General features: G+C 35.0%; 17 protein-coding genes and 1 tRNA gene. All 18 read right to left on the reverse strand.

Annotated features, from left to right (window positions below; all coding sequences use genetic code 11):
* Window positions 1-167: IS200/IS605 family transposase (tnpA, locus tag BM183_RS16660; protein ID WP_139221545.1), on the reverse strand; the 167-nt coding region annotated here is incomplete at its 3' end.
* Window positions 168-353: 186 nt separating this feature from the next.
* A tRNA-Leu gene (locus BM183_RS16665) sits at window positions 354-436 on the reverse strand.
* Window positions 437-491: 55 nt separating this feature from the next.
* The gene (locus BM183_RS16670; RefSeq protein ID WP_091688086.1) at window positions 492-1,085 is read right to left on the reverse strand and encodes an endolytic transglycosylase MltG; all 594 of its coding nucleotides are present in this window, start codon (window positions 1,083-1,085) and stop codon (window positions 492-494) included.
* A gap of 50 nt (window positions 1,086-1,135) precedes the next feature.
* On the reverse strand, window positions 1,136-1,876 hold the full coding sequence (locus tag BM183_RS16675) for a DUF6115 domain-containing protein (protein ID WP_091688088.1): 741 nt from the start codon (window positions 1,874-1,876) through the stop codon (window positions 1,136-1,138).
* 13 nt (window positions 1,877-1,889) lie between these two features.
* Complete coding sequence (locus BM183_RS16680; RefSeq protein WP_091688090.1) at window positions 1,890-2,207, reverse strand: hypothetical protein; 318 nt, start codon at window positions 2,205-2,207, stop codon at window positions 1,890-1,892.
* Window positions 2,208-2,219: 12 nt separating this feature from the next.
* On the reverse strand, window positions 2,220-3,824 hold the full coding sequence (locus tag BM183_RS16685; RefSeq protein WP_091688092.1) for a DUF342 domain-containing protein: 1,605 nt from the start codon (window positions 3,822-3,824) through the stop codon (window positions 2,220-2,222).
* A gap of 80 nt (window positions 3,825-3,904) precedes the next feature.
* Window positions 3,905-4,672 carry a FliA/WhiG family RNA polymerase sigma factor gene (locus tag BM183_RS16690; protein ID WP_091688094.1) on the reverse strand — a complete coding sequence of 256 codons (768 nt, stop codon included), beginning with the start codon at window positions 4,670-4,672 and terminating at the stop codon, window positions 3,905-3,907.
* Window positions 4,673-4,698: 26 nt separating this feature from the next.
* Complete coding sequence (locus BM183_RS16695; protein ID WP_091688096.1) at window positions 4,699-4,992, reverse strand: hypothetical protein; 294 nt, start codon at window positions 4,990-4,992, stop codon at window positions 4,699-4,701.
* A 15-nt stretch (window positions 4,993-5,007) separates the two neighbouring features.
* Complete coding sequence (locus BM183_RS16700) at window positions 5,008-5,493, reverse strand: chemotaxis protein CheD (protein ID WP_091688098.1); 486 nt, start codon at window positions 5,491-5,493, stop codon at window positions 5,008-5,010.
* A gap of 10 nt (window positions 5,494-5,503) precedes the next feature.
* The gene (locus BM183_RS16705; protein ID WP_091688100.1) at window positions 5,504-6,121 is read right to left on the reverse strand and encodes a chemotaxis protein CheC; all 618 of its coding nucleotides are present in this window, start codon (window positions 6,119-6,121) and stop codon (window positions 5,504-5,506) included.
* A 161-nt stretch (window positions 6,122-6,282) separates the two neighbouring features.
* A complete protein-coding gene (locus tag BM183_RS16710) occupies window positions 6,283-6,726 on the reverse strand; it encodes a chemotaxis protein CheW (RefSeq protein ID WP_091688102.1) in 444 nt (147 codons plus the stop codon).
* Window positions 6,727-6,737: 11 nt separating this feature from the next.
* Window positions 6,738-8,825: a chemotaxis protein CheA gene (locus tag BM183_RS16715; protein ID WP_091688104.1), complete on the reverse strand. Its 2,088-nt coding sequence runs from the start codon at window positions 8,823-8,825 to the stop codon at window positions 6,738-6,740.
* A gap of 2 nt (window positions 8,826-8,827) precedes the next feature.
* Window positions 8,828-9,952: a protein-glutamate methylesterase/protein-glutamine glutaminase gene (locus BM183_RS16720; protein WP_091688106.1), complete on the reverse strand. Its 1,125-nt coding sequence runs from the start codon at window positions 9,950-9,952 to the stop codon at window positions 8,828-8,830.
* Window position 9,953: 1 nt separating this feature from the next.
* Complete coding sequence (locus tag BM183_RS16725) at window positions 9,954-10,712, reverse strand: flagellar brake protein (protein WP_091688108.1); 759 nt, start codon at window positions 10,710-10,712, stop codon at window positions 9,954-9,956.
* A 3-nt stretch (window positions 10,713-10,715) separates the two neighbouring features.
* On the reverse strand, window positions 10,716-11,588 hold the full coding sequence (locus BM183_RS16730; protein WP_091688110.1) for a MinD/ParA family protein: 873 nt from the start codon (window positions 11,586-11,588) through the stop codon (window positions 10,716-10,718).
* On the reverse strand, window positions 11,588-12,868 hold the full coding sequence (gene flhF, locus BM183_RS16735) for a flagellar biosynthesis GTPase FlhF (RefSeq protein WP_091688112.1): 1,281 nt from the start codon (window positions 12,866-12,868) through the stop codon (window positions 11,588-11,590). The genes BM183_RS16730 and flhF overlap by 1 nt, the downstream gene beginning before the upstream one ends.
* Complete coding sequence (gene flhA, locus BM183_RS16740; protein ID WP_091688114.1) at window positions 12,868-14,901, reverse strand: flagellar biosynthesis protein FlhA; 2,034 nt, start codon at window positions 14,899-14,901, stop codon at window positions 12,868-12,870. The genes flhF and flhA overlap by 1 nt, the downstream gene beginning before the upstream one ends.
* Window positions 14,898-16,082 (reverse strand): flagellar biosynthesis protein FlhB, encoded by a 1,185-nt coding sequence (gene flhB, locus BM183_RS16745; RefSeq protein ID WP_091688116.1) that lies wholly within the window; start codon window positions 16,080-16,082, stop codon window positions 14,898-14,900. Before flhB ends, flhA begins: the two co-directional genes overlap by 4 nt.
* Window positions 16,083-16,142 lie beyond the last annotated feature (60 nt).

Genomic DNA, 16,142 nt, shown 5'->3' on the forward strand with positions numbered 1-16,142 from the left:
CACTCTGCTTCTATAATTTCTACTCCTTTTCTTTTACACAGTGTACTTAATATATTTGCTACATCTGCTTTTATATTTCCATATATCACTTGTCTTCTGTACTTTGGTGCGAACACTATATGATATTTGCATTCCCATGTTGTATGTGATAATGTATTCTTATCCAATTGGATACCTCCTTTGTTGGTTTAGTGCGGTTTAGGACCCACACTTATTATAACATAGGAGGTTTTTTATCTAGGGCTTAAAGCCGGATAGGGTCCACTTGCATAGCAAGTGGTTTATTTGTATTGGTATACAACAAAAAACCTGTCGAAAAGCAATATCAGCTTTTTCGACAGGTTTCATCCTAATGCGGATAGAGGGACTCGAACCCTCACGAGGTTGCCCCCGGCAGATTTTGAGTCTGCTGCGTCTGCCATTCCGCCACATCCGCGTGAACCATGCGAAAAGTATTTTAACACAATTAAAACACAATTGCAAGGTTTATTTTATTTTTCTACGATTAAATCAGTAATTTGTTCATAAGTTGCATTTTTTGCTATTTTAAAGTCACCTATATTAATAATTCTGCTATAATTGTTTTTTTTCATATAAGTATTAAAATCATTTTTGTCCTCTATGATTCCGTAATTATATAATATGGAAGCTACCTCTTCGGAAGTCATACCTTCTTCAATTCTGACAATTATGTAATCTTTTGACTCTTCATTTTGTTCCTTTAAATCGTCAGTTTGATCTGCCACTATCGGATTTGATTCCTCTGTTTCCTCTTCCAGGGGAGCTGTTGGGGATACCGATGGTGCCTCACTGGAAGTATCTGTTGTTTCTTTATCACTTATATCTTTCTCTGTAGGTGTTACTGTTGGGGCTATGGAAGGTGCTGCCGAAGGAGCTAATAAATCCTCTAAATCTTTTATTCCGTCATCTCCATTTGCTGCTTCTGTGCCGGAGGTATTACTCTCAGTATTTGAATTGACCTTATCTGCTTTTTCTTTTGAAGAGGCTTTAAACGCAATTGATAATATAATAGTAGAAAATAAAATACCTACTCCCAATCCTCTTAAATAATATTTTAGTTTCATGCTGCTTCTAACTCCAATCTTTATCCAATGCAAGGTTTCATTTAACTAGTCTATTTTTTCTTATTAAACAGGTCAATTACTAATTTCACTTCACCTTGACCTAATCCTAAGAATTTGGATATCTCAACAATAGAATTTCCCTGTTTATATAATTCCAGTATTCTGGCATTATTGTTTTCAGGATTCTTTTCTATATGTTGGTTCTTTTCTGCTTGTTGATTTTCCTTATTTGTTTTGCTGCCACTATAATTTTCCGCTGCTATCGGATTAGAATTATTGTTTATTTTTAAATTACCCTTATCTGCTGTTTGGCTGCTTACATTAGTCTTAGCCAAAATACCATTTGCAGCATTAGCCTTCACCCTATTATCATTTGCTGTTCGAAGAGCAGTTTCTTTCAAATCTTTTTTAGTACTTTGCAGCTGTTTTACCAGTTCCTTTAGTTCGCTTTCCTTTTCGTTTAACATATTATAAAGAAAGATAACTTCTTCATGGTTCTGATTGATCTTTTCTAATATTTGATTGGAATAATCGGTAACTGCAATGATTTTTTCATTGGACAAGTGACTTAATTTATCATCTGTTGTCTGGAGGATTTCTTCTGATACGTCCGATAAAATTAAGTCAACTTTTTTCTTTATTGCCTCAATATCTTCCTGGGTAAGTTTACCTGGACCATTTCCATCCTTATTGAATTCTTCTTTGGTGTTCTTAGATTTATCCACTAAGAACATACTAATCACTAAAAATCCTATTCCGATTAGAATTAAAACGATTTCAATTGGTGTCATTGTTTATCTCCTGTCATATTTTAATATCGATTGAACCTGTATGAAAATGATCTTTTGACCCAGTTTCATCCTCTTTCTTTTTCTTCTGCCCATGGTAGCCGGAACCAGTATAAGAATTATTCCCTTTTTCCTTTGCATCATAGCGGTATTCTCTATTTTCACTTTTAATGGTTTTAGTTGTTTGCTGACCGTTATGACGTATTTCGTTATTAAACTGGTTATTCAGATGCATCTGTTCATTCAACGGTTTTTGTACTTCCTGCTGTTTGTAAACAGAAACTTCCTGTGATTTTGGGGGCATAGTAATAATATCGATTGGTTTTATTGGCATAGCAATCCTCCTTTATAAGCCTACAAGCTTAATATCGGCTCTGTCTCGTATAAACTTAGTGTAATGTATCTCACTTCTAACATAATAAACTACGTTAGAAATTACGATCTTTACTCCAGGATATGCTATGTTTTCAATACGAATGGTACCACCTTCATTTTTACTCAACTCAAGTTTTAATTGATCATAACGAAAGGTTGCTTCCTTTATTTTATTATCCAAATCAATACAATGAAGGGTTGCTGTTTTTATGTAATTTAGTTTATCCGGCGGCATTTTTTCCCCATTACTGACTTTCTTCTTAAAATTATTCAGTATGGGCATTAATTTTTCCATATCTGTTCTCATGGAAAGAATATCTTGTTCTAAACCTTTTAGCTCGTCAGAGGTTGCAGGATCAATTCCAACTTCCAGTACCGTGTTGGCTCCCATGGTGGAACCTGCTGTTTTTATAGTTATACTGGTAGCAGAACGGATTTCTCCTCCAGTCACAAATCCCTTTTTACCGCCTACGGTAACATCACCCCGGGCAGATATCTTACTGTGCAAAATAGCTTCTGTAGTAATATAGCCACCTGCTTTTACTTCTGCATTCTCAATGAACTTGGATATTATATTTCCCTCTGCTTCCATAGTTCCTCTGCTCATACCCTGCATGCCACGTTTTAAGATAATATTTCCTCCGGCTTTTAATGTAGCCCCTTCCACAACACCATCTACAATTATGTCACCTTTGGCCTGGACAGAAAAACCAGTAATTACATTTCCTTTAATAGATACATTTCCTTCGTAATTAATGTCTCCTGTGGAAACATCAACGTTTGCGGGAACTTCATAAGTATTTGCAACAAATACCCGATTGTCCCGAAGCATAGCATGACCATTGACATCTGAATACATCTTAAGTCCATCATCTGATAAGTGTATTCCTTTGCCATGTCTTAGAATCTTTTTTACTACTTTTCCGGGTTTTAATACATTCCCATATATGTCGTATCCGGATTTACCCTCTATTGCAGGTTCAAGGGTAGCTAATAAATCTCCTTTATTAATACTACTTATTACATTAAGCTGATGAAAATCTACAGTACCATCATCATTTACCTTTGGCTTAACGGTAGTATCCGTATTAAAATGATAAATAATAACGGCATCTTTGCCTTCCACCGGTTTTACACCTTTGGCTAAAATTATATCTTCACAGTATCTGCGATTATTAATAAAGCTTTCAATATTTTCCTGTACGATCCCTTCTTTTATTCCAATCTGGGTTAAACTGTTCATAATCTCTTTGGAGTTCATGCAGGAACCATTATTGGAAGGAGGATAAAATCTGCCAATGGCATACATACGATCCTGAGATACCTTTATTCGAACATATTCTTCTTCCGGTAAGACGGGAACTGAAAGAAGTTTTACTTCAGTAATCTCCCTTTGAGCATTGGCAATGGCATGTCCTAAATCTTTAATGTTGTAATCGTAGATTTTTTTATCGATTAAATATTCACTGATCTCATCATAAGTAATCGGCTGCCCATTATCTACAGGTGGGTAAATTTTTAAATATGTACCATCATTTTTAATTTCCAGCTGAAAATAACTATTTTTACTACTCATACACACTCCCTCTTAATCAATTATTTTTTCCAGTTCCTCATTAGTCGGATTCATTTATATAAATAATGATACTATGTTTCTTATACTCCTAGTAATACATCAAAGTTATTTCCTAATTTCAGTCTCATTTTCTGTAATGCCTTTGTATGTAATTGAGAAATTCTGGATTCTGAAACTTCCAATATAGCACTGATTTCTCTTAAAGTTAATTCCTCATAATAATACAATATGATTACTTTCTTTTCTTTTTCTGTCAATGTTTCGAATGTTTTAGCCAGTATTTCTTTTAATTCCTGTTTTTCCATAAACCGTTCCGGCGTATCAAATTGGGTACTTAAACCAGATTCTGTTTTTACATCACTACCCTGATCAATATATTCATCTAATGAAAGAACATTTGATAACTTGGTTTGATTTTGCCAGGTTTCCAGTTCATCCACTGTAATCTCTAATTCCTTTGCTACTTCTTCATCAGTAGCTATTCTACCCTGCTGGGCTTCGATTTTTTGGTATGCGGCATCCATTTTTCTTTGTTTCTGTCTTAAGGTTCTTGGTATCCAGTCCATTTTTCGAATTTCGTCTATAATAGAGCCTCTGATTCGAAAACTTGCATAAGTTTCGAATTTCACGCCTTTGCTATAATCAAACTTGTCAACAGCATCAATAAGGCCGAATATGCCATATCCAACCAAATCGTCGTACTCTACGTTACTTCCGAAGTACATACTAAGACGTCCCGCAACGATTTTCACCAGATTCGAATATTCCATTATAATCTTGTCCCGGCCTTCTGTTGTTTTACATTTGCTATATTCTTCCCAAAGCTTTGCTCTATCTTCAGCATTCATACTAATACCCCTTTTGTACTCTAATTTTAGTCTTCAGTAATGCCCGCCTCATTTTCTATTTCTTGATTATCTTGAGGTTCCGTAGGTTCAAGTACGGTTTCTTCCAAGGAAGACTCCTTGGCCCCCTCCATCTTTTTCTGGTTGTCAGCTATTTTCCCAATAATCTTTTCTGCAACTTTACCGATTATGTAGAAAATAAGTAAGACAAGTAAAAGTCTTTTTAAACTAGCCAGAAGTTCCAATCTGTAAATAATATTTAATATAATGGTGATTGCACCAGCAGTTAACATAATGGCAGGTGCTATATAACGTCTTTGCATTGTATCACCTTCTTCTCATATAATTTTTAATGGTTTTCCTACGGATTTAACATGCAGTTCACCTGTTTCGGGATAGAAAATGATAGTTCTACCATAATTAAGTCCGGTATCCTCTGCAAGAATACGTATTCCTAATTTATCTAACTTATTCTTGCTAGCTTCCACATTCCGGTCACCAATACGTAACATATCATTGTTGTTGCTGAAAGCAAACATCTGAGCTCCCCCTGCTATTTTTGCAGTAAGACGGCTACGACAGGCACCGATTTTCTCCAACTTTTCAATTAAAACATCTATTCCCGTATCTGCGAATTTAGCAGAATTTTCATTGTTTCTTATTTTTGTGCTGTCAGGAAGCATGACATGTACCATGCCAGCTTTCTTGACAGCACTGTCATATAACACGATTCCTACACAGGAACCAAGCCCCAGTGTGGTAATTGCATCTGGTGCAGTGCACACATTTAAATCAGCCATTCCTACTTTGATTACTTCACTCATAACCCCTCACCTATAATCCTAAAGATTTCAGTATTACATTATAGGATTCTAGGGTAGGAATAAGAATAAAGTAACCCTTAACATCAGATTCATCTTTTGAGAACTTTGTCTCAATCATTAGTGCCTTATCTCCCACTTTTCCAAATTCAATAGCAGGTACGCTTAATATGGCTCCTGCCATATCGATAGACATATAAGGAATACTTGCATCAATCCTTATATTTATTAATGTTGATAAAGATGATAAATAAGCCCCTGAAATAATGTTCCCAATTTCTTGTAATGCTGATAGTTCTAATTCAGTAAAATCTTCAAATTGTTTTATTGAACTTCCCAATAAGATGTTTACCAAATGGTAAGCAGATTCCGTTTCCATTATGAACATCATCATTCCATTAACTTCACCTTCTAATTGAATTAAAATGCCCACAACAATGTTTTCTGCTCCTCCCACCATATCCGGAAGTTCTTTAAACTCCAGTAATGCAACTTCCGGTACACTCATATCTACCTTACCGTTAATCATCTTGGATAAAGCCGTAGTTGCATTACCAGCACCAATGTTACCTATTTCTTTTAGAACGTCAAATTGCATATTGTCTATTTGATCCAGATTGATATTTGACATTGATTATCTCCATTCTGCCGAAACAAGTGAATTTGTTTCACAAGTCACTTTGTGAAAGCTCTTGCTTTTTCACACTTTCAAACATGATGCCGCTTTGCGACATCCCAAATAAATCAGTGTGTGAATTATGCATCTCCATAATTCCCACTCATACCATATTCTTAGTCATTAATAACTCCTTGGATATTCAGCAGTGATATTAAACTATCTCCGTGTTTACCCACGCCGCTTAAATAATTATTCTTTTCATCTAATTCCGTATTTACTTTAGAAATCATACTTTCATCCAAGGATACAACTTCCTTTACTTCATCAACAATAATTCCGATTGCTGATTGAGCATCTAATTTAACAATAATAATTCTGGTTCCATTGTCAAATTCATCCGGTTCTAAACCAAACTTTAAACGAATACTCATAACCGGTATGATTTCTCCACGGAGATTAATGACACCTTTAAAATAATGCTGGGCTTTTGGTACCCTGGTAATTCTTTGCATTCTTACAATATTATCAATGTATTTGATGTCAATTCCATATTGTTCCTGACCAATATTTACAACAATATATTGTTTTGCTTCTAGTTCTTTTATATTTTCTTCCATTGCAGACCCTCCTAGACTAATGTATTAACATCAAGAATTAAGGCTACTTCACCATCACCAAGAATGGTTGCACCACCAATAATTTTGTTATTGGTAATGTATTTACCGATAGACTTAATAACAATCTCTTGTTGTCCAATTAAATTATCTATTACTAATCCGGCTAATCTATCGCCTTTTGATACAATAACTACAGTTAGGTGATCTGTCACTTCATGATCGCTTTCAACATCTAACACTTTATCTAAACGGATAATTGGAATAACATTACCTCTAAGATTAATTACTTCTTTGGAATGAACATATTTTATTTCTGAAATCTTAACATCTTCTATTGTCTGAATACTTCCCAATGGTATTGCATATTTCTCTGAACCCAGTTCTACCATAAGCGCCTGAATAATTGCTAATGTAAGTGGAAGGCGAATAATAAAGTTACTGCCTGCTCCCAGTTTTGTATTAGCTTCAATATCACCCCCAAGACTTTCAATCTTAGTTTTTACCACATCAAGACCAACACCTCTTCCTGATACTTCAGAAATGGTATCTGCTGTAGAGAAACTTGGTCTGAATAATAAATCAATGGCATCTTTCTCTGACATTACGTCAGCCTGCTCCTGGGTAAGAGTTCCTTTTTCAACAGCCTTTTTCTTGACTTTCTCAACGTTAATTCCGCCGCCGTCGTCTCTGACTTCAATAACTACATTGTTACCATCCTGGTATGCCTCAAGGAATATAGAACCAACCTCCGGCTTCCCTGCTGCAATTCTTTCCTGGTTGCTTTCTAATCCATGGTCAGCAGCATTACGCAATAAATGCATAAGAGGATCACCTATTTCATCGATTACAGTTCTATCAAGTTCTGTCTCTTCACCGGACATATATAATTCCATTTTCTTATCTAATTTCTTAGATAGATCACGGATCATCCTTGGGAAGCGATTTGTTACACTTTCAATTGGCACCATTCTTACTTTCATTACGGACTCGTGAAGATTTGTAGTAACTCTTTCAAGATATTCGATTTGTTCATTAAAACCGGATTCCCCTCTTGAGGTCCCTTCTGAACTGCTGATGGAAACAAGTCCATTTTTAGCAATGATTAATTCACTAACCAAATTCATTAGAACATCCAGTTTTTCAATATCCACTCTTACGGAACGGTTTACAACAGGTTTAGATGATTGTTTTGCAGCTATGGCATTATTTTTCGTATTAACAGTATTTTTTCCATTACTCTTTTCCTGCTTGTGACTGTTTTCTTCTTCTGCTTCCATAGTATCATCCGCTGACTGTTCTAAGGTAAGATGGTCGATATATACATTCTGTATTTCAGATATATTGGCAATGGTCATCTCAATATTTTCAAGACTTTCCTTGGTTAGCAACACCATACTAAAGTCAAAATCGAATTTTTCATCTTCAATATCCTGAATGTCTGGCTGTGATTTTATTACTTCGCCCAGGCCTTCCAGAGATTTGAATACTAAAAATGCTCTTGCTGCTTTTAGGATACAGGTTTCTTGTATGTATACTGTAATTCCAAATACATTCATACCAATATCATATGCTTTTTGAATTGCTTTTCTTTCATAACTTTGAATATTCAAATTCCTGAATTTTTCAGCACTGGAGTCAGATTGTACGGTTATCCCAGTAACAGCATCTGCCCCGGAAACTTCTTCTTTCCCTTGTTCTTTTGTCTCTTTTCCCAATCCGATGTTTAGGATCTTATTTAGCTGGCTAATGATATCTTCATAATCTTCCGTGCCTTCATCTGCACTTTCTTGGATATTACTCAGATATGCCTCCAATGCATCTAAACCCTTGAATAAAACATCTACTAAATCAGCTGTAACTTTCATATTACCATTACGGATTTCAGAGAAGACATTTTCCATATCATGTGTTAAGCGCTGCATTCTCTTAAATCCCATAGTTCCAGCCATGCCTTTTAAAGAATGTGCTGCTCTGAATATTTCATTAATAGTTTCAACATTCTCTGGTTCTGTTTCCAAAATTAACAGCTGGTCGTTTAAACTTTGTAAATGTTCTTTGGTTTCGTCGATAAAAATCTCTAAATATTGGCTTACGTCCATAATCAATCCCCCATGTTCTTTCGTATAGCGCCTGCGATTTGGTCCAAAGGTAATATTTCATTCACAAGTCCTGTTTCAGTAATTACCTTTGGCATACCATAAACCGTACTGGTAGCTTCATCTTGGGCTATTACGTAAATATTTTTTTTCTGATCTAAAAATTTGATTCCACGGGTACCATCACTGCCCATACCGGTTAATACAACACAAATAATTTCATCAAATTCGGTATCTGCTAAAGATTCATACATAATATCTGCACAGGGTCTTAAGCCGTTTCTTGCTTCTTCTTTTGTTATTGTTATTTTATGTATTCTGCTTCCCTGATTGGTTAATCGCATATGATAGCCGCCTTTTGCTACATAAACAATTCCTTTTTGCAGAACCTCTCCTTCTTCGGCTTCTTTTACCTTTAATTTACTGATCTCATTCAGGCGATTTGCAAGTGAATGGGTAAATCCTTCCGGCATATGCTGAACAATTAACACACTACAATCTAAATCCACCGGTAAAAAAGGTATAATTTTCTGAAGTGCCTTAGGTCCACCGGTAGAACAAGCAATGGCTATTAGTTTATTTTTATTTTGCCCGCTAATTCCTTTGCTTTTCCTTTGATGATTATTTTCAATACCCGGCAGGGTCTGCTGCTTGGGATAAATTGGCTGAGTTTTCCTATCTTTGCATGTTTCTTCTTCAATCAATGATTTTATAGAAGATTTGGAAGAATTGGTTGCTGCAGCAAGAGTTGTAATAATCTTATCCCGAAACCGATTGCTTTTTACATCTAAAAAGCTTTCCGGTTTCGTAACAAAATCAAAAGCTCCTAGTTCTAAGGCCTGGATAGTTTCCTTGGCACCCTCTTTCGCCACGGTACTTACAACAATGACGGCAGCATTGATTTTTCTTTTTCCTAACTCTTTTAAGAATTCAAGCCCACCCATAACCGGCATATTAATATCTAGTATAATGGCATCGAATTCTTCTTTATCCTGAATCAATAGATTCAAAGCTTCTAACCCGTTAGATACGATTTTAAAAACACAAAATCTACTATCTGAGTTAATTATATCAGAAAGCACTCTTCTCATGAGTGCAGAGTCATCAACAACCAAAACTTTTTTTTGCATATCAGTCTAATCCCTTTTCCCTTTTTCTCTGACGTCTTTCTTCAGCAAATATAAATTTAATAACAGCCTCCCTGTCCTCTCTATTTATATTTGTAAATTGAACTCTATGCTCATAGAAACCAACTCTGTTAAGCATTTTTGCAGAAGCAATGATTTTTGAAGGTATTTTTTTAGTTTCACCATTTATATTAAGAGTTATGGATAATACTATGTCTTCACCTGGTTCATGTTCACGGTTTGAAACAAATTTTGCTCCTCCTCCGCTTAAATCAGTAATGGTACCTTCATACCAAATCTTTTTTAATGCTTCTAAGTTCTCATAATCCTTATCTTTTTCTACTTCGAACCCAGTACTGCTAATCATCTTTTTTTCTAATATTATTTCTTCTTCTGTTATTACATGATATAGAATAGCAACAATACAACTTAATCGAAAATATTGTCTTCTTTGATTTTTTTCAACCTCAGATATAAACTGAATTTCCAAAACATATATTTGCTTAATCTTATAGCGGTTGAGGATGATTCCATTACATTGATAGAGTCCCTTACCGGTATAAAAAGATATAGTATATTTCTCTCCAACAGATAAGGGAACAATATGACTTTTTTCTATTGGCATCGCTATAATTGCTTTATCATTATCAACAAGGTCAAGTAATTGGCTGACATACACTTTACCTCTCCCGGAAGTTTTATCCTCCGAATTTAATCGTCTTAACTCAAGCTTATCCCCTATGGCTACAATATCTCTAATCATATGTCACCTCCTACCGTGTATCAAACTGGAAAATAGTTGTGATATGCCTCTTCTTTTCTGTTCTTCTTTTGTAATCTCACATAGTATATTAGCAAGATTGCAAATAGCCTTCGTTGACTGTGAATTGGGATATAAAATAGAATATGGTTTTTGTTGTATAATAGCCTTAGGAACATTGGTATCCTGGGGAATACTTCCTAAATACTCGATTTTTATATTTAGGAACCTATTAACAACTACATTTAATTTATTGAATAATTCTTTGCCTTCAGCAATTGATTCTACACGATTAGCAATTAATTTAATGGTAGAATTGGTGGCAGAGAATTCTGGCTTTCTATTTAATGTTTTTAATAAGGCATAGGCATCAGTTATAGAAGTAGGTTCCGGAGTGGTTACCAATAAAATTTCAGAACTTGCAACAACAAATTCTAAGACCATGTCATTGATACCAGCTCCGGTATCTATAATTATAACATCTGCAATGCTGTCTATCTCATCTAATTTATGAGTCAAATCAATAATTTGGTTTCTAGAGATATGATTTAATTCCTGTATTCCTGAACCACCGGATATAAATCCTATACCCTTTGGACCTTCTGTTATAATATCCTTTATCCCTTTGCCTTTAAATAATAAATCTGCTAAATTATACTTCGGACGGATTCCCAGCATAACCTCTACATTGGCTAAACCAAAATCTGCATCTAATATAATTACTCTTTTACCCAACTTACTCATTTGAATTGCTAGATTTACAGATATGCTTGATTTACCAACTCCACCTTTACCGCTGGTGACAGTGATAACCCGGGCAACCTTACTCTGTTGGCTTTGGCGTTTCATAATATTTCTTAATTGTTCTGCCTGGTCCATTAATCACTGCCTCCTAGCAACTGCTTAGCCGTTTCTTGAGTATCTAACTTACCTATATCGTCCGGTACATTTTGTCCACATGTTGTATAAGACAAATCGGCACCTGTCAGCATTCTGATATTAAGAACATTACCTATGCTTCCTGTTTCATCTAATTTTGTAAAAATTACTCTGTAATTTGCTATTTCAGAATAAGCTTCTGTAATCCTGACTAAGTCTGCATATTTGGTAGTTGCACTCATAACTAAATATACTTCTCTTACATCTTCCTCTACAGAATGAATCAGCTTATCCAAGTCCGTTCTTTGTTCAGCACTTTTATGAGAACGTCCGGCAGTATCCACTAATACTACATCATAATCTTTAAATTCTTCCCTGGCTGTTTCCATTTCTTCCGGAGTATAGATTACCTGCATAGGTACGCTAAGAATATTAGCGTAGGTTCTAAGTTGTTCTACAGCAGCAATTCTATAGGTATCAGAAGTAACCATGGCAACTTTTGCCTTTTTGTTCAATTTTAAGGTTGACGCAATTTTAGCAATTGTTGTTGTTTTTCCTACACCGGTAGGTCCAATAAAAAATATAACTTTTGTTTTATTCTCTTCTAATTCAATGGTTTTGGGCTGACCCAGCTTTAGAATAATTTTTTGATATACATTTGCCAATAAATTATCAAGAGTAGTATCCTTCTTATACTTATTCTCAATTTCGCCCAATATTTGATTTATAAACTTTTCATCTACTTCATTATGGAGTAGTTGGTTGTAAACTAGTTGAATCAAAGACAGATTCTTATTTGCAGTTTCTTTTTCATCTGCTTTAATATCTTCTTTTTCGCCCCATTGTTTTGTATGGGGTTCCCATTGTTTTGTATGGTCTTCCCATTGTCCTGTATGGTCTTCCCTTTGCTCTGTACGGGATTCATTTAACTGCTTTTCTAATAATTCCTGTAAACTATTTAGTTTCTTTTCAATAGCTGAAGTTTCTACAGTAGTAGAATTCTCTTTGTCTTCCTGTAAAATATCAGATAAATTATCTTTTACATATGCACTAAACTTGGGCGATGTTTTTTCTGAAACCAGTTCCTTCTTCTCGACGGAAGGCAGATTGGTATCGTCCATTGCAGCTGTAATTTCTACAATGGGACTTCGAAAAAGTTTATAGATACCTTTCGGTGTAATTGTTTTGATGTTCATAACAATTGCATCTTTTCCCAATTCCTCTTTTGCAAGCATAATAGCTTCCGTTTCCGTATTCCCTTGAAACTTCTTAATTATCATTAAGCTGTCACCATCCCTACTGACTGTAATTCTACATTAGATTCAATCTCGTTATACGAAATAACAATCAAATCTTTAAAATAATCCTGCGTAAGCTTTTTAAAATACATTCTTACAATAGGTGAAGTTATAACAATTGGATTCTTTCCAAGATTCTCTAACTTTTGTATTTCTTCTTCTACCGAATGAATAATATCTTGTGTTTTTTCCGGATCTAAGGTAATATATGCACCCTGTTCCGTTTGCTTTATTGAGCCCATAATTTCTTGCTCTATTTTCGGATCTAAAGTTACTACACTTGTAGTTTCTTTAGGCGGAAAATATTTGTTTGAAATAGCTCTCTTTAAACTTTGTCTTACATACTCTGTTAGAACATCGGTGTCTCTTGTAGTAGATGCATAATCTGCAAGGGTTTCAAAAACAGTAATCAAATCCCTGATAGAAATACCTTCTTTTAAAAGGTTTTGCAGTACTTTTTGAATCTCTCCTACTCCTAATAATTTTGGAACCAATTCGGTTATTAAAGTAGAATTGGCTTCTTGTACATTGTTAATAAGATTCTGAACATCCTGTCTTGTAAGCAATTCATGTATATGACTGCGAATCACTTCTGTTAAGTGAGTGGCAATAATGGAAGGAGGATCCACAACCGTATATCCTAAGGACTCTGCCCTTTCCCGCTGACTTTCTGTTATCCAAAGTGCCGGCAAATGGAAAGAAGGTTCAAAGGTAGGTATACCGCTAATCTCATCTTCCACATAACCGGGATTCATTGCCATATAGTGATCAAAAAGAATTTCTCCTTCACTTACAGCAATTCCTTTGATCTTAATTACATACTGATTGGGATTTAATTGGATGTTATCTCTTAAGCGGATAATCGGAACCACACATCCCAATTCCAAAGCAATCTGCCTACGTATTAAAACAACACGATCCAGCAGGTCACCGCCCTGATTCACATCTGCTAAAGGAATAATACCATAGCCGAATTCTAATTCAATTGGATCTACCTGAAGTAATGTATTTACATTTTCCGGCTTTCGAATCTCATCTGTTGAATCTTCTTCTAAGGCAACCTGTTCTTCAATACTATGTACTTCCATTTTACCGGCAATCACTCTACCTGTCACAATAAATATAACACCATAAGTAGTAAATACGATTGTATTTAATGGTGTGGCAATTCCAAGAAAGATAAGACTGCCTCCTACAATATATAACACTTTAGGAATGGAGAAAAGCTGCTTTACTAACAAGTCACCAATATCCGCATCTTTGGATACCTTGGTTACCAGAATACCTGTTGCCAAAGAAATCATTAAAGATGGAATCTGGTTTACTAAACCATTACCAATAGTAAGCACAGAGTACATATTAAATGCATCACCGGCCGCGGTACCATTTCTCATCATTTCCATAATCATACCGCCGGCTAAATTAATAACCGTAATTATAAGTCCGGCAATGGCATCACCTTTTACGTACTTGGTAGCACCATCCATAGATCCAAAGAAGTTTGATTCTTCCTGAATCTTTTCTCTTCGTTCACGGGCCTGAGTATCATTGATTGCACCTGTATTTAAGTCTGCATCAATAGCCATTTGCTTACCTGGCATCGCATCCAGTGTAAATCTTGCAGTTACTTCCGCAACTCTCTCTGAACCTTTGTTAATAACCATAAATTGTACTAATAGTAAGATTATAAATACTATAATACCTAAGATTCCATCTCCACCACCTACAAATTCTCCGAAGGTTCTTACAACATTACCTGGATTACCATTTTGAAGAATTAATCTTGTGGAAGAAACATTTAAAGAAATACGAAATACTGTAGTAAATAATAGAATGGTGGGGAAAGTAGACATGTTTAATACTTCCCTTGAAAATAAAGCATTAAATAGAATAACCATAGATACTGCTAAATTAAACGCAAGCAAAACATCCAATATAACAGAAGGCAATGGTACGATTAGAAATACAATTGCTGCCAATATATATAAACCAATAGCTAAGTCGGTTTTTCTCATGTATGACTACCCCCTTTTAAACTATACACATATGCTAAAACCTCTGCTGTCATCTGATACAGCTCCGGTGGAATTTCATTTCCAATTTCAACATTATAATATAACATTCTTGCAAGTGGTTTATTCTCTACAATCTCAATCTTGTTCTCTCTTGCAACAGTTTTGATCCTTTCGGCCAGAAAATCAGCACCTTTTGCCAATAGAACAGGTGCATCTGCCGCATCTTTATCATACTTTATGGCTGCTGCAAAATGGGTTGGGTTTGTAATAACCACATCTGCTTCCGGTAAACGCTGCATCATTCTTCTTTGGGAAGCTTCCCTCATTTTACTTTTAATCCGGCTTTTAATCTGCGGATCCCCTTCTGTTTGCTTATACTCATCTTTTATTTCTTGTTTAGTCATCATCATGTCTCTTTTAAATTTAATCTTCTGATAAAAATAATCAGCAAGTCCGATTATCAAAAACGCCATACTGATATTTAGTCCTAAATCAATAACAATGGATCCGACTAAAACTATGGCTTGCTCTAAATCAATTTCATATAGCTTTAATAACGTAGTGCTATAATCTTTTAAGGCATTATATGCCAGATAAGCAATAACTAAAATTTTTAAAACCGATTTAATTAATTCCATTATCTTTTCTTTGGAAAAAATTTTGCTAAATCCTTTAATGGGATTTATTTTACTAAACTTTGGCTGTAACAGTTTACCAGATACCTTCCACTTTACTTGTACTAAGTCCACTGCAAAAGTTACAATAAAAGCAACAGCAAAAAGAGGAAGACATATTTTTAATATGGTCAGAATAGATTCTCTTAAAAGTAAAGTTGCTGTTACCGTATTGAAATCTTCACCAGCTAATTTATCAATGTTTCCATATACCAGGTTAAAGGTTTCAAAAAATCCCTTACCAATATAACCTATAAATATTTTTATGGAATAAAACAAGGCAATCAGAGAAGCTGCTGTTACCAATTCAATACTTTTCGCAACCTGTCCTTCTTTTCTGGCATCGGTTAATTTCTTAGGTGTAGGTGCTTCTGTTTTTTCTCCGCCCGGACCATCTTTTGCAAAAAATTGCAGATTATAAGAGAAGCTATGTGGTTTTGATGATAAATTATGATGATATGTACTATTGCCCCATTGATATAATGATTTCAAATTACTGTCTATCATAACTTCTCCAATTCATAAATTATTCTAGCCCATTTTATAATATAAAGCTATTAACAAAGA

The organism is Anaerocolumna aminovalerica (assembly GCF_900115365.1).
In the GTDB taxonomy this organism is placed as follows: domain Bacteria; phylum Bacillota; class Clostridia; order Lachnospirales; family Lachnospiraceae; genus Anaerocolumna; species Anaerocolumna aminovalerica.

Excerpts from the sequence above, each read along its gene's own strand:
- BM183_RS16690 (WP_091688094.1), bottom strand. The coding sequence starts at position 4,672 with ATGAATGCTGAAGATAGAGCAAAGCTTTGGGAAGAATATAGCAAATGT.
- BM183_RS16725 (WP_091688108.1), bottom strand. The coding sequence starts at position 10,712 with ATGATTAGAGATATTGTAGCCATAGGGGATAAGCTTGAGTTAAGACGA.
- BM183_RS16730 (WP_091688110.1), bottom strand. The coding sequence starts at position 11,588 with ATGGACCAGGCAGAACAATTAAGAAATATTATGAAACGCCAAAGCCAA.
- BM183_RS16680 (WP_091688090.1), bottom strand. The coding sequence starts at position 2,207 with ATGCCAATAAAACCAATCGATATTATTACTATGCCCCCAAAATCACAG.
- BM183_RS16710 (WP_091688102.1), bottom strand. The coding sequence starts at position 6,726 with ATGGAAGAAAATATAAAAGAACTAGAAGCAAAACAATATATTGTTGTA.
- flhF (WP_091688112.1), bottom strand. The coding sequence starts at position 12,868 with ATGATAATTAAGAAGTTTCAAGGGAATACGGAAACGGAAGCTATTATG.
- flhB (WP_091688116.1), bottom strand. The coding sequence starts at position 16,082 with ATGATAGACAGTAATTTGAAATCATTATATCAATGGGGCAATAGTACA.
- BM183_RS16715 (WP_091688104.1), bottom strand. The coding sequence starts at position 8,825 with ATGGACGTAAGCCAATATTTAGAGATTTTTATCGACGAAACCAAAGAA.
- BM183_RS16670 (WP_091688086.1), bottom strand. The coding sequence starts at position 1,085 with ATGAAACTAAAATATTATTTAAGAGGATTGGGAGTAGGTATTTTATTT.
- BM183_RS16695 (WP_091688096.1), bottom strand. The coding sequence starts at position 4,992 with ATGCAAAGACGTTATATAGCACCTGCCATTATGTTAACTGCTGGTGCA.
- BM183_RS16700 (WP_091688098.1), bottom strand. The coding sequence starts at position 5,493 with ATGAGTGAAGTAATCAAAGTAGGAATGGCTGATTTAAATGTGTGCACT.
- BM183_RS16675 (WP_091688088.1), bottom strand. The coding sequence starts at position 1,876 with ATGACACCAATTGAAATCGTTTTAATTCTAATCGGAATAGGATTTTTA.
- BM183_RS16705 (WP_091688100.1), bottom strand. The coding sequence starts at position 6,121 with ATGTCAAATATCAATCTGGATCAAATAGACAATATGCAATTTGACGTT.
- BM183_RS16720 (WP_091688106.1), bottom strand. The coding sequence starts at position 9,952 with ATGCAAAAAAAAGTTTTGGTTGTTGATGACTCTGCACTCATGAGAAGA.
- BM183_RS16685 (WP_091688092.1), bottom strand. The coding sequence starts at position 3,824 with ATGAGTAGTAAAAATAGTTATTTTCAGCTGGAAATTAAAAATGATGGT.
- flhA (WP_091688114.1), bottom strand. The coding sequence starts at position 14,901 with ATGAGAAAAACCGACTTAGCTATTGGTTTATATATATTGGCAGCAATT.